Consider the following 19773-nt stretch of genomic DNA (forward strand, 5'->3'; position numbering starts at 1 on the left):
TCAAGTCGGCTGCGCTTCAATTGAGAACGCGTTTTTGAAGGCTTGCGCGCCGGTGGGTGAAAAGGCGATCACCCGCCCCTCGGCGCGTCTGGCCCAACCACGCGCGATAAAATTCTTCAGAAGCGCCGCGCCAAGCGCACCACCCAGATGATTGCGCCGTTCGCTCCAGTCGAGACAATGGCGGCACACCGGTCTCTTGCCGTGTTCGAGTCCTGCCACGTCCACACCCAGGCAGGTGAAAAACGATTTGCCCTCATCCGTCAGCACGGGTTCTTCGGCATTATCGATGAGGCGAAGCCTGTGCGCGGCATCGAGCATCTCAACACCGCGCTCGCCCGCCAGATGATCGTAGCAGATGCGCGCCTTGCGCAATGCCTCCTCCTTCGGCCCCGTGCGCACGCGCACCGCTCCCGTTCGCTGGGCAAGGCCCATCAGCCCTTCCAGCACCTGCGCCACATCCGCGCCCGATAGGCGGAAATAACGGTGACGCCCCTGCTTTTCAGCAATCAACAGATTGGCCGCATCGAGCTTGGCCAGATGCCCGCTGGCAGTCTGCAAGGTGACGCCCGCCGCAGACGCCAGCTCGCTGACGGTCAAGGCGCGTCCATCCATCAGCGCCGTCAACATGTTTGCACGTGCCGGATCGCCGAGAAGAGCAGCGACGGATGCTATGATCGGTCCATCTTTCATACTTCGATGCTAACCGAACTATGCCTGCATTTCAACCGCTACAGTGTTTCCATCGAAAGCATACATATCAAGGAGACCCCGCATGATCACCTGTTTCATCCGCTACCAGATCGACCCGTTCAAAGCGGATGCTTTTGCCGAATATGCGCGCAATTGGGGCCAAGCCATTCCGCGTTGCGGCGCGCAACTGATCGGCTATTTCGGCCCGCATGAAGGCTCTGCTACCACGGCCTATGGCGTTTATTCGCTGGAAAACCTCGCCGCATATGAAGCCTATCGCGCGCGACTTGCCGCCGATCCGCTCGGACGCGAGAATTATGAATTTGCGCGCCGAGAGCAATTCATTCGATCTGAGGATCGCATGTTCCTCAAGCCGCAATCGGGACCTCATGCGGAGCTGGTAAAACCATGATCGCGGTGATCTTTGAAGTCTGGCCCGCCGATGATGAGCGGCGCGGACAATATCTCGATATAGCGGCGGGCCTACGGGACGATCTCAGCCGCATCGATGGATTCATCTCAATCGAGCGTTTCCAGAGCCTCGTGGAGCCGGACAAGCTGCTGTCGCTCTCATTTTGGCGCGATGAAGACGCCGTCCGCGCATGGCGCAACCTGCCCTCGCATCGCATTGCACAGGCACAGGGTCGTGGCGGTGTCTTTGAAAACTACCGCTTGCGGGTCGCCAGCGTGGTTCGCGACTACGGTCTTGATGAACGGGCCGAAGCGCCCGATGACAGCCGCAAAGCACACGCCGCTTAAAATGATAAGGCCGGGTTTCCCCGGCCTCAGGCTGCTGACAAACCCGCCGATATTTTTCGGCGGGTTTTGTTTTTGAGAGGGGCGCGTTTTGTGACTGCATTAGTAAGGAGTTGCAAGCGGCTGCAGCCGCTCATACGCTGGCTGCCTTTGGGTCTTTGTCAGGACCATGGCGATCTTCTTGATGTTCTGTGCGGCGGCTTGCAGCAGGCATTGGCAGGCGACGCGGACAAGGCCTCGAAAGCGGGCGTAGCGGTGGCCGTGCAGCTGCTTGGCGTCGGCAAAGGAGCATTCCACCGTTTCCTTGCGCCGCTTGTAGATCGCTTTTCCCCAAGCTGTGAGCCGGTGGGCGTCAGTGCGTTCGCGGGCGTCCTGCCAGACATGGCGGGTGATGGTACGGATGGACTTGGCGTTGGCCGTGCAGGATGCGAGCAGCGGGCAGGTCCGGCAGATGGCCGGATCAGATACATAATGCTTGTAACCGTTGCGGTCGGTCGTGGCATAGGGGAGCAATTGGCCCTCAGGGCAGCGATAGCCATCGGCATCCGCTTCGAATGCGAACTTCGACTTGCGCATCATGCCGTCCCTGGGCGGCGTTGGAGTGCGGTAGCTGGTAACGCCGAGGATATGGCGATCTTCCAAACCCCGGGCAATGGCCGCTGTCGCATAGCCAGCATCCAGCCCGACCGCGCCAACCTCGAAGTCAAAGCGCCGGCGTTGCCGATCCAGACGGTCGAGATAGACGCGACTGTCATGCACATTGGCCGGCGTGACGTGGATATCGGTGATGATGGCCAGCTTTCCATCCACCGTGCGGTGGTCGAGATAGTAGAAGCCCTTCGGCTTGCCGTCGCGCACCATATAGCCGCTTTCCGGATCGGTGCGGCTGACCTTGGTTTCCTTCACCTCCCGCTCACGCGGCTTGTCCCTCATCGGCTTCTGGCCGTGCAGTGCCCGTTCCGCATCAATGGCCCGATCAAGATCAGCCCAATAGTCGGCCCGGGATCTGGCGATCATCTCAAGGTCGTATTTGCCCTTGTTGGCATTGGCTTTCAGATGTGTGCTGTCGGTATAAAGCACTGTCCCATCGACCAGTCCGTGCCGGATCGCCTGTTCGACGATATGGTCGAAAATGTCCTGGGCGACCGAGGTGTCGTTAAAGCGCCGCCGCCGGTTCTGGCTCAGTGTCGAGGCGTCGAACACCGCATCGCTCAGCTTCAGGCGCAGGAACCAGCGATAGGCGACATTGACCTCGATCTCGCGCACCCGCTGACGCTCCGAGCGCACGCCGAACAGGTAGTCAATGAACAGCGCCTTGAACATCAAGGTCGGATCGAGCGGAGGACGGCCGTTGTCGGGGCAATAAAGCCCGGCAACCCGGTCATGGATGAAAGAGAAGTCGATCACCGCATCGATCTTGCGAAGCAGATGATCTTTCGGGACCAGTTGATCGAGCGTCACCATCTCGAGCGCGGTCTGTTCTGCGGCTGGTTTCTTCAACATGACCCAGAGAATCACACCCCCCCGGCATAGCCAGGGGTTTGTCAGCAGGCTGAGGCCGGGTTTCCCCGGCCTTATTGCTATTAAATCAGGCGATCAGCGCCTTGACCGCTGCAATCGCAGCATCCGCCTTGTCGCCATCCGGCCCGCCGGCCTGCGCCATGTCCGGGCGGCCGCCGCCACCGGCGCCGCCAAGTGCTGCCGAAGCAGCGCGCACCAGATCCACGGCACTGAAACGACCGACCAGATCTTCCGTCACGGCAGCAACGGCACTGGCCTTGCCATCTTCCCCGACGCCGATGAACAGCACCACGCCGGAACCAACCTGCTTCTTGCCTTCGTCGGCCAATGGCTTCAGATCGCGCGGCGATACACCAGTCACAACCTTGCCGAGGAAGTTGACGCCATTCACAGCTTCAACCGCGCTGCCGCCCTCCGATGAACCGCCGCCGAGCGCGAGCTTCTTGCGTGCATCCGACAATTCGCGCTCAAGCTTCTTGCGCTCGTCCATCAGGGCGTTGACGCGTTCAAGCGCTTCGGCAGGCGTGGTCTTCAGCGCGCTGGCGATTGCTTTCACGCGTTCGTCCTGCTCTTCGAGATAAAGGCGCGCAGCCTCGCCCGTCAGCGCTTCCATACGACGAACACCGGCTGCAACCGCACCTTCCGAAACGATGCGGACCAGACCGATATCGCCTGTCTGGCGCACATGCGTGCCGCCGCAAAGTTCGACCGAATAGGACTTGCCAGCCTTCGGACCATGCTTGGCCATGCCCATCGACACGACGCGCACTTCATCACCATATTTTTCACCGAACAGCGCCATCGCGCCCTCAGCAATTGCATCGTCCACAGCCATCAGGCGGGTGGAAACCGGCGCGTTCTGGAGAATGATCTCATTGGCCATGTTTTCAACCTTGGCCAGCTCCTCAGCCGAAATCGGCTTCGGATGCGAGAAGTCAAAGCGCAGGCGATCAGGCGCAACGAGCGAACCCTTCTGCGCCACATGGCTGCCCAGCGTTTCGCGCAGCGCTTCATGCAGAAGATGGGTTGCCGAGTGATTAGAGCGAATGCGCGTGCGACGATCCGAATCGACCTTCAATTCGACGGCTTCGCCGGTTTTCGCAGTGCCCTTGGTCACTTCGCCGATATGAACGAAGACGCCTTCGCCCTTTTTCTGCGTGTCCTTGATGGTAATGACAAAACCTTCGCCGGAAATCGTTCCGGTATCGCCCTGCTGGCCGCCGGATTCACCATAGAACGGCGTCTGGTTGACCACGACCGATACGGTCTCGCCTTCGGACGCCGACTGCACTTCCGAGCCGTCGCGCACCAGGGCGGCGATAACGCCCTCAGCGCTTTCGGTTTCATAACCCAGGAACTCTGTCGCGCCGACCTTGTCCTTGATACCGAACCAGATCGTTTCGGTTGCGGCTTCGCCCGAACCGGCCCAATTGGCGCGCGCTTCTGCCTTCTGGCGTTCCATGGCAGTGGAGAAGCCGTCGGTATCGACAGTAATACCACGCTGGCGCAGTGCATCCTGTGTCAGATCGAGCGGAAAGCCATAAGTGTCGTAAAGCTTGAAAGCCGTTTCACCGTCGAGGCGGTCGCCTTCGACCAGCTTTTCGGAGGCGTCGGACAAGAGGCCGAGACCGCGTTCCAGTGTCTTGCGGAAACGGGTTTCTTCCAGCTTCAATGTTTCGGAAATAAGCGCTTCGGCGCGGATCAGTTCCGGATAGGCCTGACCCATTTCCCGAATGAGCGCAGGCAGCAGACGCCACATCAACGGTTCCTTGGCACCCAGAAGCTGGGCATGACGCATGGCGCGGCGCATGATGCGGCGCAGCACGTAGCCGCGACCTTCATTCGACGGCAAAACGCCATCGGCAATCAGGAAGCTCGAAGCGCGCAGATGGTCAGCAATAACGCGATGGCTGGCACGGAAATCCCCCTCAGCCTTGACGCCTGTCGCTTCTTCCGATGCGCGGATCAGCGCCTTGAACAGGTCGATGTCGTAATTGTCATGCACGCCCTGTAGCACGGCGGCTACGCGTTCCAGACCCATGCCGGTATCGATCGAAGGACGCGGCAAATCGATGCGCTGCTCGGGCGTCACCTGCTCGAACTGCATGAAAACGAGATTCCAGATTTCGATGAAACGGTCGCCGTCTTCGTCTGGCGATCCGGGAGGTCCACCCCAGATATGATCGCCGTGATCAAAGAAGATTTCCGAGCAAGGGCCACACGGGCCGGTATCGCCCATCGCCCAGAAATTGTCGCTGGTGGCAATACGGATGATACGGTCATCGCTCAGGCCGGCGATCTTCTTCCAGTAATTCGCCGCATCCTCATCCGTATGATAGACGGTGACGAGGAGCTTGTCCTTCGGCAGACCGAATTCCTTGGTGATCAGGTTCCAGGCGAAGCTGATAGCGTCTTCCTTGAAATAATCGCCGAACGAGAAATTGCCCAGCATTTCAAAGAAAGTGTGGTGACGCGCAGTGTAGCCGACATTGTCGAGATCGTTATGCTTGCCGCCGGCGCGCACGCATTTCTGCGAGGTGGTTGCGCGATTATAGGCGCGATGTTCCAGCCCGGTAAAAACGTTCTTGAACTGCACCATGCCCGCATTGGTGAACATGAGCGTCGGATCGTTGCGCGGCACGAGCGGACTCGACGGAACGATTTCATGTCCGTTCTTGCGGAAGTAATCGAGGAATGTGGACCTAATCTCGTTGACGCCAGCCATAATTCACCCTTGGGCTTTTCCTGCCCTGCATTGATGCAGCCTGTTAACAGGCAGCATCGATTGTCTTTTGCACCTGCAAACCGCATTAAATAACGGAAACCGCAGGCATTACTCCCTCCCCGCGTTACAAAGACGTGAAGTGGAGTTCTTCGGTTGACCGCTTTTAACGATGTGCTGCTTTTCTGTCCAGATAAGCAGCGTGCGCCATAAAGGCAAATTCAGCACCTGAAACCAGCTTTTGCCGGTGCGGTTGAATCCCTATCAAGCTGCGACTGAAAAAAGTGAAGCCCTGCGCAACAGCACAGGGCCTCCAACTTTCAAGCGGAACTTGAGGTTCGAACCGAACCAACAGCGGAGATTACATCTCCGCAGCGTCGGACCCGCTATCTTCTTCCGGGCCGCCATCTTCAAGGAACTGTTCCGCGATCAAACCGGCATTCTGGCGAAGCGTCGTTTCGATTTCGCGCGCTACTTCAGGATTCTCCTTGAGGTAAAGCTTCGCGTTTTCACGGCCCTGACCGAGACGCTGCGAATTATAGGAGAACCAAGCGCCGGACTTTTCGACCACACCGGCTTTCACGCCAAGATCGACCAGTTCGCCCGTCTTGGAAACACCGGCGCCATACATGATGTCGAACTCAACCTGCTTGAAGGGAGGAGCAAGCTTGTTCTTCACAACCTTCACGCGGGTCTGGTTGCCGACAACCTCATCGCGCTCCTTGATGGAACCGATGCGACGGATATCGAGACGAACCGAAGCGTAGAACTTCAGTGCATTACCGCCGGTAGTCGTTTCAGGCGAACCGAACATGACGCCGATCTTCATACGGATCTGGTTGATGAAGATGACCATGCAATTCGAACGCGAGATCGAAGCGGTGAGCTTGCGCAGCGCCTGGCTCATCAGACGGGCCTGGAGACCGGGGAGCGAATCGCCCATCTCGCCTTCGATTTCCGCACGCGGCGTCAGCGCTGCAACGGAGTCCACGACGAGAACATCAATGGCACCGGAACGCACGAGCGTGTCGGTAATTTCAAGCGCCTGCTCGCCGGTGTCCGGCTGCGAGATCAGCAGGTTTTCCAAATCCACGCCAAGCTTACGTGCATAGACAGGGTCGAGCGCATGTTCAGCGTCAACGAATGCGCAGATGCCGCCCTTCTTCTGCGCTTCAGCAATGGTGTGTAGCGCGAGCGTGGTCTTACCGGAGCTTTCCGGCCCGTAAATTTCGACGATGCGGCCCTTGGGCAAGCCGCCTACACCCAGCGCGATGTCCAGAGAGAGCGAGCCGGTCGATACGGTTTCGATCTCGACCACCTTGTCGTTCTGACCCAGGCGCATGATCGAGCCTTTGCCGAACGCTCTTTCGATCTGTGACAGCGCCGCATCAAGTGCCTTAGTCTTGTCCACTGAATTATCCTCAACAAGTCGCAATGAATTCTGAGACATCTTACACCATCCTCTTGTCCCGCTAGAAGCCCGGCAGGCTCATCGCCAATATCTATTTGTATCTGTTTTGTTCTCGTTTGGCAATAAGGCTAACAGTCTGAAATAAAACAATATTACTATTTTGTTCCATTATTGTTCTCTATAATTAGAGAGACGTAAAATAAAAAGCCTATCCACGCTTTAAGCAGCTCCGCCACTTTCGGCGGAGCAACGATTCGGCCCGAACATAGAAAAACGCAGCCCTCTCGCGAGGAACTGCGTTCGTTAGATGGGACCACAGCGGCCCGATTCTGTCTGCCCAAGGGTTAGCTTGCGCCCCGCAGCGGTGAAATTTGAATTTCAACGCGACGGTTCTGAGCACGACCTTCAGGCGTCGCATTGGTCGCGACCGGCTGGCTTGCGCCATAACCGATGATCGCAAAGCGGCGTGGGTCGATGCCCTGCGAACCGAGATAGCTTGCCACCGATCCGGCACGACGCTGCGACAAATCCTGATTATGGCTGGCGCTACCCGTCGAGTCGGTGTGACCCAGGACGTCAACCAGGGTCTGGTTGAACTTGCGCAGCACGATGGCCACCGAGTTCAGCGTCGGATAGAACTGGCTCTTCACCTGATCCTGATCCGTATCGAAGGTGATGCTCGACGGCATGTTCAGGATGATCTGATCGCCGTTACGCGTCACGGATACGCCGGTGCCCTGAAGCTGCGCGCGCAGCTCATTTTCCTGGCGATCCATATAGTTGCCGATAGCGCCGCCACCGAGCGCGCCAATACCTGCGCCGATCAGCACGGCGTTGCGCTGTGCACGGCTGGAACCGCCAACCATGAGGCCACCCAAAGCGCCGACGGCAGCGCCGATAGCAGCACCGCCCGCCGTGTTCGACATCTTCTGTTCGCCCGTATAAGGGTCAGTGGTGCAGCCCGCCAGCAAGGTGGCTCCAATCAGGCCGATACCGATTTTTTTCAACATGCAAAGGTCATCCTCAATTTGCGATTCCGCGCGCATGATAGTTGCGATTAAGGCCGGACGGTGTTCCAAATTTCGTATTTGAATCCCCCGTCCTCACCTTTTAGCTAATCCCGCCACAGGAACGCAACTGTGCCGCATAACGATTGGCCATGGCCTGGGCCCTCTTCGCGCCATTGAGCGCCGTCGCATTCCCACGCCAGGCCCCACGCGCATAGCCGCCATGGCCGCTGTAATAAGCCAGATAGAGGCTATACGCATCCGCGCGGTTGATGCCGTTCTTCTGATAGCTTTGATAGTGATACCAGCCGATGAAATGGATAGCGTCGGCAAAATTGGTGCGCGAAGCGGTCCAGCGCCCAGTCTCCCGCTTGTAGCGATCCCAGGTCCCGTCGAGCGCTTGCGAATAGCCATAGGCGCTGGATGCGCGCTTCCATGGAATGATCCAGAGAATCTTCGTGCGGGGCGGTCGTGCATAGGGCTGGAAGCCCGATTCCGTATAGATCGTCGCCATCAAAACCGGAACCGGCACGCCGAATTCACGCGAAACGCGCGTGGCGGCACTCTGCCAATTGTTAAACCAACCGTCACGCTGATCGAAGACTGCGCATACATTGCTGACCTGCCGCGGGGCGGTCGCACAGCCTCCAAGGATCACGAGCGCTACGAGACACAAAACGCGCATCATGGGAAACCTCGTCAAATTATAAAGATTGATAAAATGTAAAAGTAAACGTCCTATTAACCGGACTGCGCGGCGGGAACGGCCAGAACACTCAACATCATCGGAATGATGTTGAGTGGTTGCCTTATAACCGTGATTCCTCTCGCCTTGGCGATCGGCTATATGAAGTTCGACCCGAAGATCATGCCCTATTTGGGGATCTGGGCCGTCAACAATCTCGTCTTCGTCGCCTTTGCGGGAGAAGTGTTGTTTCGCGGCATGATCAGGGGCGCCTGCTTGCCTATTCGTACTATCGGGGCTGGCACCCAGCCTTTGCGATTACGATCACGGCAATCCTGTACGGCATGCTGCACTATTGCATTGAGCGACAAGCGGGCAGGCCTATCGGTTCCTGCCCTGACGCTCCTGGCGCAGACGTGCCCAATAGTCGAGCCGTTTGCGGATATCGCGTTCAAAGCCGCGCTCCGGCGGATCATAGAATTTCTGCCGTCCGAGACTTTCGGGGAAATAATCCTGACCCGAAAAAGCATCAGGCTGATCGTGGTCATAGGCGTAACCGTCGCCATAGCCCTCGTTCTTCATCAGCTTGGTAGGAGCGTTCAAAATATGCTTTGGCGGCACCAGAGAGCCATTTTCCTTGGCTGCGCGCATCGCAGCTTTATAAGCCAAGTAAACGGCATTCGACTTTGGTGCGGTTGCCAGATAAACGCAGGCCTGCGCCAGCGCCAGTTCACCTTCCGGCGAACCCAGATAGTCATAGGCATCCTTGGCCGCGTTGCAGATGACGAGCGCCTGCGGATCTGCCAGCCCGATATCTTCAACCGCCATACGCACCAGGCGCCGCCCGAGATAAAGCGGGTCTTCCCCTGCATCGAACATGCGCGACAGATAATAAAGCGCCGCGTCGGGATCAGACCCGCGCACCGATTTATGCAGCGCCGAGATCAGATTGTAATGCCCGTCCTGGCTCTTGTCGTAGACCGGCGCACGACGCTGCACCACGTCCTGAAGTTTTTCTACCGTAAAGACCTCGTCTGGCCTTGCGGCACGCCAGATTTCCTCGGCCAGCGTCAATGCAGCACGGCCATCCCCGTCGGCCATACGGATAAGGCTCGCCCTCGCCTCCTCATCCAGCGGCAGCGGACGGCCTTCCTGCTCTTCGGCGCGGATCAGCAGCGTCGCAATACTCTCCGCGTCATGCGGATGAAAGGTCAGCACCCGCGCGCGCGACAAAAGAGCGGCATTGAGTTCGAATGATGGATTTTCGGTGGTCGCGCCAATCAGGATGACGGTGCCGTCTTCCATCACCGGCAGGAAGGAATCTTGCTGCGCACGATTGAAGCGATGAATTTCGTCGACAAACAGCAAGGTCTGCCGCCCGGACATGCGCCGCGCGCGGGCCGTCTCAAAAACTTTCTTGAGATCGGCAACACCGGAAAAGATTGCAGAAATCTGCTCGAAGGCAAGATCGGTTTCGCCAGCCAGCAGTCGGGCAACGGTGGTTTTACCGGTTCCGGGCGGCCCCCAGAAAATCATCGAACCGAGCGAACCGGATGCGATCATGCGCGTCAACACGCCTTCCGGCCCGGTCAGATGTTCCTGACCGGTGACCTCAGACAGATGCTTCGGACGCAGACGGTCGGCCAGCGGACGATTACGGTCCGCATTCGGGTCTGACGCCGATGAAAAAAGATCGCTCATTCGATGACTCTGTCGAAAAATAAATGCCGCTTCAGTGTCTAAATCAAAAAGCGGCAGGCCGTGGGGAAAATGGTGATTTCGAGAACCGGAGCGCAGCGTACATTAGGGTACGTGAGCCTAGGTAAGCGCAGAAATTGCCATTTGCAGCCCGGCATGGCGACTTTTGGATCAGACATGAAGGCATAAGCTTACCTGAAGCGGCATGCAACTTTCTGTAGCCGGTTTATCGAACGAACTGGCGCAGGAGCGTGCCGTTGCGTTCGATTTCCATACGCCATGCCAGACCGCGGCCCGCATTCAGGACCGAAGAAAGATCGGTTACGCTGCGGATCACATTGCCATTCAGGTTGCGAATGATATCGCCGGGGCGTAAGCCCAGCCGTGCGGCTGGCGAGCCGGAATAAACATCCATCACCGCCACGCCGTTTGCATCGCGCTTCAGGCGCAATTTTGCGGCAGTGGACGGCGTCAGCTCCTGCACAGCGGCACCGGCAAATGGGTTATCACCCTCAATAACCAAAGGCGCGGTTTGCTTCACCTCGGGTGCTTTGGTCAGCTTGACCGGCAGGGTCAGATTTTCGCCACCACGCAGGATCGCAATGGACACCGTGCTGTCGATGCCGGCGGTCGAAAGACGATAGCCGAGCACATCCTGATTATCGATGCGCGTACCCTGCACGGAAAGCACCACATCGCCAACCTTCAAGCCTGCGGCTTCAGCCGGTCCGCCTTTGGCAACCGCCGTAATCAGGGCGCCATAAGGCTTCTCCATGCCGAGGCCTTCGGCTATATCCGCCGTCACGCCCTGAAAGGTCGCACCGATATAAGGGCGTTCGAAGCTGGTGCTGCCGCTTTGCGCGGCCTGAATCACAGCGCGCACCATATTAGACGGAATGGCGAAGCCAATGCCGACAGAACCGCCGGAACGCGAATAGATCGCCGTATTGATCCCGATCAGCCGCCCGCGCATATCCACCAGAGCACCGCCGGAATTGCCGGGATTGATCGCAGCATCTGTCTGAATAAAGAAATCGAAGTCGGAAATACCGACCTGCGTGCGCGATTGCGCCGAGACGATGCCGCTCGTCACGGTCTGACCGACGCCAAACGGGTTGCCGACAGCAAGCACAAGATCGCCCACTTCCACTTCGTCGGAATTACCCAACGACAGGACCGGAAATTTCTCCTTGGATTCGATTTTCAAGACGGCCAGATCTGTGGTCTCATCGCGCAGCAGAAGCTTGCTTTCGAATTCCCGGCCATCGGACAGCGCGACCTTGATTTCGTCCGCGTCCTTGATGACGTGATTATTGGTCACGACGATGCCCGACGCATCGACAATAACGCCGGAGCCGAGTGACTGCTGGATGCGGGGCTTGGTGTCGCGAAACTGCCTGCCGAAGAACTGCTCAAAGAAGGGATCGCCCGCAAATGGCGACTGCGCCTGAGCCTGCACCTGTCGCGCAGCGTAGACATTGACAACGGCGGGTGTGGTTTCCTTGACCAAAGGGGCGAAGGAAAGCTGCATATCAGCCCGGCTGAGCGGTATCTGCTTTGCCGGTGCTGGCGCATCCTGCGCTATGGCTGGCAGTCCTGCCATGCCAATCGATGCCAGAATGATGCCCGTGATTCCGAAACGTCGCCAATTCATGCACAAACTCCGCGCTTTCCCAGCCTTCCCGTTCAACTCCCAATGGAGGAATACGGGGCTCGTTGTCCATATGTAATGAAGTGAGGCCAAGGATAAAGGGCCACATTGTGACCACATGCAAAAAGCCGGTGCAATTTTCCGTCACATCAACGTGTGGCCGCATATGCAAGCAGCAGCGCAAATAAAAAGGGCCGCACAAGGCGGCCCTTTTTAAATCTTTATCAGCGTGAATTACGCAGCGTCGGCTTCAGCAGCAGCTTGAGCTTCGACGCGGGCGCGGTCAGCCTTGCCCTTTGCATCGACATCGCGTTCCACGAATTCAACAACGGCCAGAGGCGCGTTGTCGCCAGCGCGGAAGCCAGCCTTCATGATGCGGATGTAGCCGCCGTTGCGGGTTGCATAGCGCGTAGCCAGCGTATCGAACAGCTTAGCCACGACCTTAACGTCGCGGATAGCCGAGATAGCCTGACGGCGTGCATGCAGATCGCCGCGCTTGCCGAGCGTGACAAGCTTTTCAACGATTGGACGGATTTCCTTGGCTTTCGGAAGCGTGGTCACAATCTGTTCGTGCTCGATGAGCGAAGCCGCCATGTTGGCGAACATTGCCTTGCGATGCGAGGCAGTGCGGTTCAGCTTACGCTGTCCATTACCGTGGCGCATGGCCTTCTCCTTTAATTCGTAACGTACCGGGATATGCCGGTCTTATTTTCGATTAACGCATTGTCCGACGCGAAACCGCTTCGCACTTTCGCTGGAAATGCTGGTCTTTAATTCAAGCATTATCCCGCGCGAAACCGCTTCGCACTTTCGCTGGAAATGCTTAGTATTGGTCTTCGTAGCGCTTTGCGAGATCTTCGATATTTTCAGGCGGCCAGGACGGGATTTCCATACCAAGATGGAGACCCATCGACGCGAGAACTTCCTTGATCTCGTTGAGCGACTTGCGGCCGAAATTCGGAGTCCGCAGCATCTCGGCTTCCGTCTTCTGGATCAGATCGCCGATGTAGACGATGTTGTCGTTCTTCAGGCAGTTTGCCGAACGGACAGACAGCTCGAGCTCGTCCACCTTCTTGAGCAGAGCCGGGTTGAAAGCGAGTTCCGCAACCTGTTCCTGCGGAGCTTCCTTCTGAGGCTCTTCGAAGTTGACGAAGATCGCCAGCTGGTCCTGGAGAATACGAGCAGCATAAGCCACTGCGTCTTCACCCGTGACCGAACCGTTGGTCTCGATGTTCAGCGTCAGCTTGTCATAATCGAGAACCTGGCCTTCACGGGTGTTCTCGATCTTGTACGACACCTTGCGAACCGGGGAATACAGGCTGTCGACCGGGATAAGCCCAATCGGAGCATCTTCCGCACGGTTGCGGTCGGCAGGCACATAGCCCTTGCCGGTGTTGACAGTGAATTCCATGCGGATTTCAGCGCCTTCATCCAGCGTGCAGATGACGTGATCCGGGTTCAGGATTTCGACATCGCCGACAGTCTGAATGTCGCCAGCCGTAACGACGCCTGGGCCTTCCTTGCGGACGACCATGCGCTTCGGGCCCTCACCTTCCATACGGATGGCGATTTCCTTGACGTTCAGAACGATATCCGTAACGTCTTCGCGGACGCCCGGAATAGAAGAGAATTCATGCAGAACGCCGTCGATCTGTACGGCGGTCACGGCAGCGCCGCGCAGCGACGACAGAAGCACGCGACGCAGAGCATTGCCGAGCGTCAGACCGAAACCGCGTTCTAGCGGTTCAGCAACGACGGTTGCATGCGTGCGGGAGCCGTGGGTGATAAATTCCACCTTGTTCGGCTTGATCAGTTCCTGCCAGTTCTTCTGGATCATGTAAGTATCCCTCTATCAATCGTCGCTACCATCCTATCGTAGCGATCAAGTGTAGAAACCGCAGAGGAACCCTGAATTGCTCCAGGGTTCGTGCGGCATGTGAACGAGGATTAGACCCGGCGCTTCTTGCGCGGACGGCAACCGTTGTGCGGGATCGGCGTAACATCGCGGATCGACGTGATCACAAAGCCGGCAGCCTGAAGGGCGCGCAGCGCGGATTCACGGCCAGAACCCGGTCCGCAAACCTCGACTTCGAGGGAGCGCATGCCGTGTTCCTGAGCCTTCTTGGCGCAATCTTCGGCAGCGATCTGTGCGGCAAACGGGGTCGACTTACGCGAACCCTTGAAACCCTGAGCACCTGCGGAAGACCAGGCAATCGCATTGCCCTGAGCGTCCGTGATGGTGATCATGGTGTTGTTGAACGTCGAATTTACGTGGGCAACGCCCGACGAGATGTTTTTACGCTCGCGACGGCGAACGCGCGTGGCTTCCTTGGCCATGATAGTCCTTTCAATCGATCTCTACACCGCCGTAATTCCAGCGGCTACACCGGTCCTCACGAAAGGACCAGTATCAAACCCAACCGGCGCACCGGAAAGGCCCGACGGAACGAAACGTTCCGTCGAAATTACTTCTTCTTGCCTGCGATAGCCTTCGCCGGACCCTTACGGGTGCGTGCGTTGGTATGCGTGCGCTGGCCGCGAACCGGCAGCGAACGACGATGACGCAGGCCGCGGTAGCAACCCAGGTCCATCAGGCGCTTGATGTTCATCGAAACTTCACGACGCAGGTCACCTTCGACCTGGTAGTCAGCATCGATTGCTTCGCGGATCTGAAGGACTTCAGCATCCGTCAGCTGGTTAACGCGACGTTCGTCGGCAATGCCAACCTTCGTTACGATTTCCCGAGCAAATTTCGGTCCAATCCCGTGGATGTACTGAAGCGCAATAACAACGCGCTTGTTCGTCGGGATGTTGACGCCAGCGATACGTGCCACGTCTGTTCTCCTTAATGTTAATCACTTCCGCCTGAAAGACTAATCCCCCAGACAGCATAAAATGACCGGTATCGGCCTCTTTTCGATTTCCGCCGCTACCTGCCATTCAAAACCAAATGAAGTGGCGCAGTCTTTGACGGAATCGCCCGAAAAAGTCAACTCTTAAACGTTCGTAAAGCCGTTAAACCGGCCTTACAGACAATCGAATCGACTTCTGGAAGCAATAAACGGGCAGAAAACGCTAACCGCTTTTCTGCCCGTGTTTGAATCTGCGCATCGTGCTTTCCAAAAAACGATCCCGATTTTTGGGCCGATGCGTTCGTCCAAGCCTTCACGCCGGAACGAGAATTCTCTCGATTTCGGCAGTCACTTCTTCAACCGGCGCCATGCCGTTGAGGACACGCAGTTCACCGGTTCCGGCGTAATAGCTCGAAAGCGGCGCGGTCTTTTCGCGATACTCGATCAGACGCTTGCGGAAAGCTTCCGGATTGTCGTCCGAACGCACCTGACCGCCCTTGGCGATCGTTTCGGCCACGCGGCTCTCCATCCGCTTGACCAGGGCATTCTCATCAACCTTCAACTCGATGACTGCATCGAGCTTCAGGCCTTTGTTTGCGAGCATTCCGCCGAGAGCTTCAGCTTGCGGAACCGTACGCGGGTAGCCGTCGAGAATGAAACCGTTCGCGCAATCCGGAGCGTCGATGCGCTCCGACACGATCTGGTTGACGATCTCGTCGGAAACCAGCTGACCGGCATCCATGACCGCCTTGGCGCGCTTTCCGACTTCGCTCTGCTGAGCGACTGCCGAACGCAGCATATCGCCAGTCGAAAGCTGCGGAATTCCATGCTTCTTGGTAAGAAGTCCAGCCTGCGTCCCCTTACCTGCTCCGGGCGGCCCAAGAAGTATCAGTCTCATTTATTGCGTTTCCCACCTCTGAGTTTGGACTTCTTGATCAGCCCTTCATACTGATGGGCGATAAGATGTCCCTGAACTTGCGCAACCGTATCGAGCGTAACGCTCACGACAATTAGCAGCGATGTACCGCCAAGATAGAACGGCACGCCGGTCGCGGAAATCAGGAATTCCGGCAGAAGACAGACAAGCATAATATAGATGGCGCCGACAACCGTGATGCGGGTCAACACATAGTCTATATATTCCGCAGTCCGCTCACCGGGGCGAATGCCCGGGATGAAGCCGGAATGCTTCTTGAGCTGGTCAGCCGTGTCCTTGGGATTGAACACGATGGCCGTGTAGAAGAAGCAGAAGAACGCCATCAAGCCAGCGTAGAACAGCATGTAAAGCGGCTGTCCATGGCCCAATGCGTTGAGAACCGTGGTAGCCCAGGCAGGCATTTCCGTCGTGTTGGCAAAGCCAGCAACGGTCGCGGGCAGAAGCAACAGCGACGATGCGAAGATCGGCGGAATGACGCCTGCAGTATTGAGCTTCAGCGGCAGATGCGACGTGTCGCCCTGGAACATACGGTTGCCAACCTGACGCTTCGGATACTGGATCAGAAGACGGCGCTGAGCGCGCTCGACGAACACGATGACCGCAATCAAGGCGATTGCGAGCACGATGACGCCCAGAATGAGGCCCGTCGACAGAGCGCCGGTACGGCCCAGTTCCAGCGTGCCGGAAATGGCATGCGGAAGGTTCGCGACGATACCGGAGAAGATGATGAGCGAGATACCGTTGCCGATACCGCGTGCCGTGATCTGCTCACCGAGCCACATCAGGAACATGGTGCCGCCAACGAGCGTAATCACCGATGAAACGATGAAGAACGGCCCCGGATTCATGACAATGCCGTTACCCGACTGCAAGCCCACCGAAATGGCATAGGCCTGCACAAGCGCCAGAAGCACGGTGCCGTAACGCGTATACTGATTGATGATCTTGCGACCCGCCTCGCCTTCCTTCTTCAGCGCTTCAAGCGACGGAACAACCGACGTCATGAGCTGCACGATGATGGAAGCCGAGATGTAAGGCATGATGCCGAGCGCGAAAATGGCCATACGACCAACGGCGCCACCGGCGAACATGTTGAAAAGTCCGAGTACACCCTGACTATGCTGCTGGAAAGCCTGCGCAAGAGCGTCAGGATTGATTCCCGGAAGCGGAATATAGGTGCCGAACCGATATACGAGCAAAGCGCCCAGTGTGAACCAGATGCGCTTCTTGAGTTCATCAGCTTTCGAGAAAGCCGAGAAATTGAGATTGGAAACTAGCTGTTCAGCAGCCGATGCCATTAAATTTCTCCGGTGAAAAGTCTCCGGTCCCCTACTCCCATCGACACGCGTTTAATCAACCCGCGTCCTTCCGGACAAGAAGACCCAACCCAGATATGCGCATTGGCATAAATGTGCAAGCGGCGGCCCAGTTTTTATCGCAGTTCCAAATGGAAAAATGCACTGCATCTTTCCCGGAATTGCCCTGGGCCGCCGCTTATAATTTTGATGCAGAAGCCTTATTCGGCAGCTGCTACTTCAGGAAGCTTAATGCTACCGCCAGCCTTTTCGATCTTCTCGACTGCCGACTTGGAAGCGCCAGCAACCTCAAAGGTTACCTTTGCCTTCAGTTCGCCATCCGAAAGAATGCGAACGCCGTCCTTGGCGCGACGAATCACACCAGCAGCCTTCAGCGCTTCGAGGTTCACAACAGCCTTGGCGTCCAGCTTGCCGGCGTCGATAGCGGCCTGAACACGGCCGAGCGACACAACGTTGAAGCTCTTTGCAAAGATGTTGGTGAAGCCGCGCTTCGGCAGACGACGGTAGATTGGCATCTGGCCGCCTTCGAAGCCATTGATCGAGACGCCCGAACGGGACTTCTGACCCTTGACGCCGCGGCCAGCGGTTTTACCTGTGCCCGAGCCGATACCACGGCCAACGCGCTTGCGCGCCTTGACGGAACCTGGCTTGTCACGCAGATCGTTGAGTTTCATGTCTCTATCCCCTGCGTTATCAGGCCTCGTCCACGATGCGGACGAGATGCTGAACCTTGGCGATCATGCCACGAACCGAAGGAGTATCCTCCAGCGTGCGGCGGCGGTGCATTTTATTAAGTCCGAGGCCGATCAGCGTTGCACGCTGTTCGGCTGGACGACGGATAGGGCTTCCGATCTGTTCGACCGTAACCGTCTTACCCTTCTTCTCAGCCATCACTCAAATCCTTTGTCTATGGCGTATCCGGTGGCCTGTTTCAGTGTCGAATGCAAATTCTTGCAGAAACTGTCAGACCCCGGACTAACACAAACTATCGGCTATTCTTCCGAACCGACCACATCATGGCGGCGAGCCTGAAGGGTCGAGTACTTGATGCCGCGCTGTGCCGCGATATCCTTCGGATGCATCTGATGCTTGAGAGCATCAAACGTCGCGCGAACCATGTTGTATGGGTTCGACGAACCGAGCGACTTGGCGACAACGTCCTGAACGCCGAGCGTTTCGAACACTGCACGCATCGGACCACCGGCGATGATACCCTTACCGGCAGGAGCTGCACGGAGCAGAACCTTGCCAGCACCGTGACGGCCTTCGACGTCATGATGCAGAGTACGACCCGAACGCAGCGGAACGAAGATCATGTCGCGCTTGGCAGCTTCGGTAGCCTTACGGATAGCTTCCGGCACTTCACGTGCCTTGCCATGACCGAAGCCTACGCGGCCCTTCTGATCGCCAACGACGACGAGAGCAGCAAAACCGAAGCGACGGCCGCCCTTGACGACCTTGGCTACGCGATTGATGTGAACGAGCTTGTCAACGAACTCGCTGTCGCGCTCCTCGCGACCGCGGTCTTCGCGGTTACGTTCTCTCTGTGCCATATCCTGATTTCCTTTTTTCTTTTCCGGAAGCACAAACTTCTATTAGAAGCTGAGGCCGCTTTCGCGGGCAGCTTCGGCGAGAGCCTTCACGCGGCCGTGGAAAATAAATGCACCACGGTCGAACACTACGTCCTTAACGCCAGCCTTGACGGCGCGCTCAGCAACCAGCTTGCCAACGGCAGCTGCTGCTGCCTGGTCTGCGCCGGTCTTGAGCTTGCCCTTGAGGTCGCCATCGAGGGTCGAAGCGGCCGCAAGCGTAACGCCGCGGACGTCGTCGATGATCTGGGCGTAGATGTTCTTCGAAGAGCGGTGTACGCTGAGGCGTGGTCGGCCGTTGGCGGCAGACTTGAGCTGACGGCGCACGCGAGCAGCGCGACGCTGCAAAGTTTCTTTTGGCGATGCCATGACGCGCTTCCCTTACTTCTTCTTGCCTTCTTTGCGGACGATCTTCTCGCCAGCATACTTGACGCCCTTGCCCTTGTAAGGCTCGGGGCCGCGATATTCGCGGATCTCAGCCGCGACCTGACCGACCTGCTGCTTGTCGATACCGGTGACGACGATTTCCGTCGGCTTCGGCACGGCAACAGTGATGCCAGCAGGCACGTCATAGACCACTTCATGGCTGAAGCCGAGAGAAAGCTGCAGGTTCTTGCCCTGCATGGCAGCGCGGTAACCGACGCCGCTGATTTCGAGCTTCTTCTCGAAGCCGTCCTTCACGCCAACAAAAATGTTGGAGATCATCGTGCGGGACATGCCCCACTTCGAACGAGCTTCCTTCGACTGGTCGCGCGGATCGACGCTGATAGCGCCGTCTTCCATCTTGACCAGAACTTCATCGTGCACGACGAAGGAGAGTTCACCCTTCGCGCCCTTGGCCTTGACGATCTGCCCATCAACACTGGCGGTCACGCCTGCCGGGACCGGCACGGGTTTTTTACCGATACGAGACATTTTAATACCTGTCTTTTATCTGT

At 57.5% G+C, this 19773-nt stretch carries 21 protein-coding genes; 2 read left to right on the top strand and 19 right to left on the bottom strand.

The genetic code is table 11. The annotated features are described in order from the left end of the window. Positions 1-690: an ArsR/SmtB family transcription factor gene (locus tag D8666_RS03150; protein ID WP_109369206.1), complete on the bottom strand. Its 690-nt coding sequence runs from the start codon at positions 688-690 to the stop codon at positions 1-3. Positions 691-772: 82 nt separating this feature from the next. On the opposite strand from D8666_RS03150, the gene D8666_RS03155 reads away from it, so the two are divergent. Both D8666_RS03155 and D8666_RS03160 read left to right on the top strand, forming a co-directional pair. Continuing rightward, entirely contained in the window at positions 773-1102 is a 330-nt protein-coding gene (locus D8666_RS03155) for an NIPSNAP family protein (protein WP_109369207.1), read from the top strand. Continuing rightward, complete coding sequence (locus tag D8666_RS03160; RefSeq protein ID WP_109369208.1) at positions 1099-1449, top strand: antibiotic biosynthesis monooxygenase family protein; 351 nt, start codon at positions 1099-1101, stop codon at positions 1447-1449. The genes D8666_RS03155 and D8666_RS03160 overlap by 4 nt, the downstream gene beginning before the upstream one ends. A gap of 99 nt (positions 1450-1548) precedes the next feature. On the opposite strand, the gene D8666_RS03165 is transcribed toward D8666_RS03160, so the two are convergent. The 18 genes from D8666_RS03165 to rplF all read right to left on the bottom strand — a co-directional run bounded on the left by D8666_RS03165 (position 1549) and on the right by rplF (position 19750). After that, complete coding sequence (locus D8666_RS03165; protein ID WP_121536270.1) at positions 1549-2949, bottom strand: IS1182 family transposase; 1401 nt, start codon at positions 2947-2949, stop codon at positions 1549-1551. An 85-nt stretch (positions 2950-3034) separates the two neighbouring features. After that, complete coding sequence (gene alaS / locus D8666_RS03170) at positions 3035-5692, bottom strand: alanine--tRNA ligase (protein ID WP_109369209.1); 2658 nt, start codon at positions 5690-5692, stop codon at positions 3035-3037. A 358-nt stretch (positions 5693-6050) separates the two neighbouring features. Beyond that, the gene (recA, locus tag D8666_RS03175) at positions 6051-7139 is read right to left on the bottom strand and encodes a recombinase RecA (RefSeq protein WP_109369210.1); all 1089 of its coding nucleotides are present in this window, start codon (positions 7137-7139) and stop codon (positions 6051-6053) included. Positions 7140-7444: 305 nt separating this feature from the next. Continuing rightward, a complete protein-coding gene (locus D8666_RS03180) occupies positions 7445-8110 on the bottom strand; it encodes a YiaD family glycine zipper/OmpA-like lipoprotein (RefSeq protein WP_109370251.1) in 666 nt (221 codons plus the stop codon). 100 nt (positions 8111-8210) lie between these two features. After that, positions 8211-8795, bottom strand: coding sequence for a transglycosylase SLT domain-containing protein (locus D8666_RS03185; RefSeq protein WP_121536272.1), 585 nt, complete (start codon positions 8793-8795; stop codon positions 8211-8213). 378 nt (positions 8796-9173) lie between these two features. Continuing rightward, positions 9174-10493: a replication-associated recombination protein A gene (locus D8666_RS03190; protein ID WP_109369212.1), complete on the bottom strand. Its 1320-nt coding sequence runs from the start codon at positions 10491-10493 to the stop codon at positions 9174-9176. A 223-nt stretch (positions 10494-10716) separates the two neighbouring features. Beyond that, positions 10717-12144: a DegQ family serine endoprotease gene (locus D8666_RS03195; RefSeq protein ID WP_121536274.1), complete on the bottom strand. Its 1428-nt coding sequence runs from the start codon at positions 12142-12144 to the stop codon at positions 10717-10719. A 231-nt stretch (positions 12145-12375) separates the two neighbouring features. Continuing rightward, positions 12376-12804 (bottom strand): 50S ribosomal protein L17, encoded by a 429-nt coding sequence (gene rplQ / locus D8666_RS03200; RefSeq protein ID WP_109369214.1) that lies wholly within the window; start codon positions 12802-12804, stop codon positions 12376-12378. 160 nt (positions 12805-12964) lie between these two features. After that, complete coding sequence (locus D8666_RS03205; protein WP_109369215.1) at positions 12965-13978, bottom strand: DNA-directed RNA polymerase subunit alpha; 1014 nt, start codon at positions 13976-13978, stop codon at positions 12965-12967. 110 nt (positions 13979-14088) lie between these two features. Then, positions 14089-14478: a 30S ribosomal protein S11 gene (gene rpsK, locus D8666_RS03210; RefSeq protein ID WP_002964339.1), complete on the bottom strand. Its 390-nt coding sequence runs from the start codon at positions 14476-14478 to the stop codon at positions 14089-14091. 128 nt (positions 14479-14606) lie between these two features. After that, entirely contained in the window at positions 14607-14975 is a 369-nt protein-coding gene (gene rpsM / locus D8666_RS03215; RefSeq protein ID WP_109369216.1) for a 30S ribosomal protein S13, read from the bottom strand. A gap of 331 nt (positions 14976-15306) precedes the next feature. Continuing rightward, positions 15307-15891, bottom strand: coding sequence for an adenylate kinase (locus tag D8666_RS03220; protein ID WP_109369217.1), 585 nt, complete (start codon positions 15889-15891; stop codon positions 15307-15309). Further along, the gene (gene secY / locus D8666_RS03225; protein WP_109369218.1) at positions 15888-17228 is read right to left on the bottom strand and encodes a preprotein translocase subunit SecY; all 1341 of its coding nucleotides are present in this window, start codon (positions 17226-17228) and stop codon (positions 15888-15890) included. The genes D8666_RS03220 and secY overlap by 4 nt, the downstream gene beginning before the upstream one ends. A 218-nt stretch (positions 17229-17446) precedes the next feature. Beyond that, on the bottom strand, positions 17447-17920 hold the full coding sequence (gene rplO / locus D8666_RS03230) for a 50S ribosomal protein L15 (RefSeq protein WP_109369219.1): 474 nt from the start codon (positions 17918-17920) through the stop codon (positions 17447-17449). A 19-nt stretch (positions 17921-17939) separates the two neighbouring features. Then, positions 17940-18137: a 50S ribosomal protein L30 gene (rpmD, locus tag D8666_RS03235; RefSeq protein WP_078340784.1), complete on the bottom strand. Its 198-nt coding sequence runs from the start codon at positions 18135-18137 to the stop codon at positions 17940-17942. A 101-nt stretch (positions 18138-18238) separates the two neighbouring features. Further along, the gene (gene rpsE / locus D8666_RS03240; protein ID WP_006467009.1) at positions 18239-18799 is read right to left on the bottom strand and encodes a 30S ribosomal protein S5; all 561 of its coding nucleotides are present in this window, start codon (positions 18797-18799) and stop codon (positions 18239-18241) included. 42 nt (positions 18800-18841) lie between these two features. After that, positions 18842-19204 (bottom strand): 50S ribosomal protein L18, encoded by a 363-nt coding sequence (gene rplR, locus D8666_RS03245; protein WP_078340783.1) that lies wholly within the window; start codon positions 19202-19204, stop codon positions 18842-18844. 12 nt (positions 19205-19216) lie between these two features. Next, complete coding sequence (gene rplF, locus D8666_RS03250) at positions 19217-19750, bottom strand: 50S ribosomal protein L6 (RefSeq protein ID WP_109369220.1); 534 nt, start codon at positions 19748-19750, stop codon at positions 19217-19219. Between the last annotated feature and the right edge of the window lie 23 nt (positions 19751-19773).

Origin of the sequence: Ochrobactrum soli, assembly GCF_003664555.1 — a bacterium.
In the GTDB taxonomy this organism is placed as follows: domain Bacteria; phylum Pseudomonadota; class Alphaproteobacteria; order Rhizobiales; family Rhizobiaceae; genus Brucella; species Brucella teleogrylli.

Excerpts from the sequence above, each read along its gene's own strand:
- D8666_RS03150 (WP_109369206.1), bottom strand. The coding sequence starts at position 690 with ATGAAAGATGGACCGATCATAGCATCCGTCGCTGCTCTTCTCGGCGAT.
- D8666_RS03155 (WP_109369207.1), top strand. The coding sequence starts at position 773 with ATGATCACCTGTTTCATCCGCTACCAGATCGACCCGTTCAAAGCGGAT.
- D8666_RS03160 (WP_109369208.1), top strand. The coding sequence starts at position 1,099 with ATGATCGCGGTGATCTTTGAAGTCTGGCCCGCCGATGATGAGCGGCGC.
- D8666_RS03165 (WP_121536270.1), bottom strand. The coding sequence starts at position 2,949 with ATGTTGAAGAAACCAGCCGCAGAACAGACCGCGCTCGAGATGGTGACG.
- alaS (WP_109369209.1), bottom strand. The coding sequence starts at position 5,692 with ATGGCTGGCGTCAACGAGATTAGGTCCACATTCCTCGATTACTTCCGC.
- recA (WP_109369210.1), bottom strand. The coding sequence starts at position 7,139 with ATGTCTCAGAATTCATTGCGACTTGTTGAGGATAATTCAGTGGACAAG.
- D8666_RS03180 (WP_109370251.1), bottom strand. The coding sequence starts at position 8,110 with ATGTTGAAAAAAATCGGTATCGGCCTGATTGGAGCCACCTTGCTGGCG.
- D8666_RS03185 (WP_121536272.1), bottom strand. The coding sequence starts at position 8,795 with ATGATGCGCGTTTTGTGTCTCGTAGCGCTCGTGATCCTTGGAGGCTGT.
- D8666_RS03190 (WP_109369212.1), bottom strand. The coding sequence starts at position 10,493 with ATGAGCGATCTTTTTTCATCGGCGTCAGACCCGAATGCGGACCGTAAT.
- D8666_RS03195 (WP_121536274.1), bottom strand. The coding sequence starts at position 12,144 with ATGAATTGGCGACGTTTCGGAATCACGGGCATCATTCTGGCATCGATT.
- rplQ (WP_109369214.1), bottom strand. The coding sequence starts at position 12,804 with ATGCGCCACGGTAATGGACAGCGTAAGCTGAACCGCACTGCCTCGCAT.
- D8666_RS03205 (WP_109369215.1), bottom strand. The coding sequence starts at position 13,978 with ATGATCCAGAAGAACTGGCAGGAACTGATCAAGCCGAACAAGGTGGAA.
- rpsK (WP_002964339.1), bottom strand. The coding sequence starts at position 14,478 with ATGGCCAAGGAAGCCACGCGCGTTCGCCGTCGCGAGCGTAAAAACATC.
- D8666_RS03220 (WP_109369217.1), bottom strand. The coding sequence starts at position 15,891 with ATGAGACTGATACTTCTTGGGCCGCCCGGAGCAGGTAAGGGGACGCAG.
- secY (WP_109369218.1), bottom strand. The coding sequence starts at position 17,228 with ATGGCATCGGCTGCTGAACAGCTAGTTTCCAATCTCAATTTCTCGGCT.
- rplO (WP_109369219.1), bottom strand. The coding sequence starts at position 17,920 with ATGAAACTCAACGATCTGCGTGACAAGCCAGGTTCCGTCAAGGCGCGC.
- rpmD (WP_078340784.1), bottom strand. The coding sequence starts at position 18,137 with ATGGCTGAGAAGAAGGGTAAGACGGTTACGGTCGAACAGATCGGAAGC.
- rpsE (WP_006467009.1), bottom strand. The coding sequence starts at position 18,799 with ATGGCACAGAGAGAACGTAACCGCGAAGACCGCGGTCGCGAGGAGCGC.
- rplR (WP_078340783.1), bottom strand. The coding sequence starts at position 19,204 with ATGGCATCGCCAAAAGAAACTTTGCAGCGTCGCGCTGCTCGCGTGCGC.
- rplF (WP_109369220.1), bottom strand. The coding sequence starts at position 19,750 with ATGTCTCGTATCGGTAAAAAACCCGTGCCGGTCCCGGCAGGCGTGACC.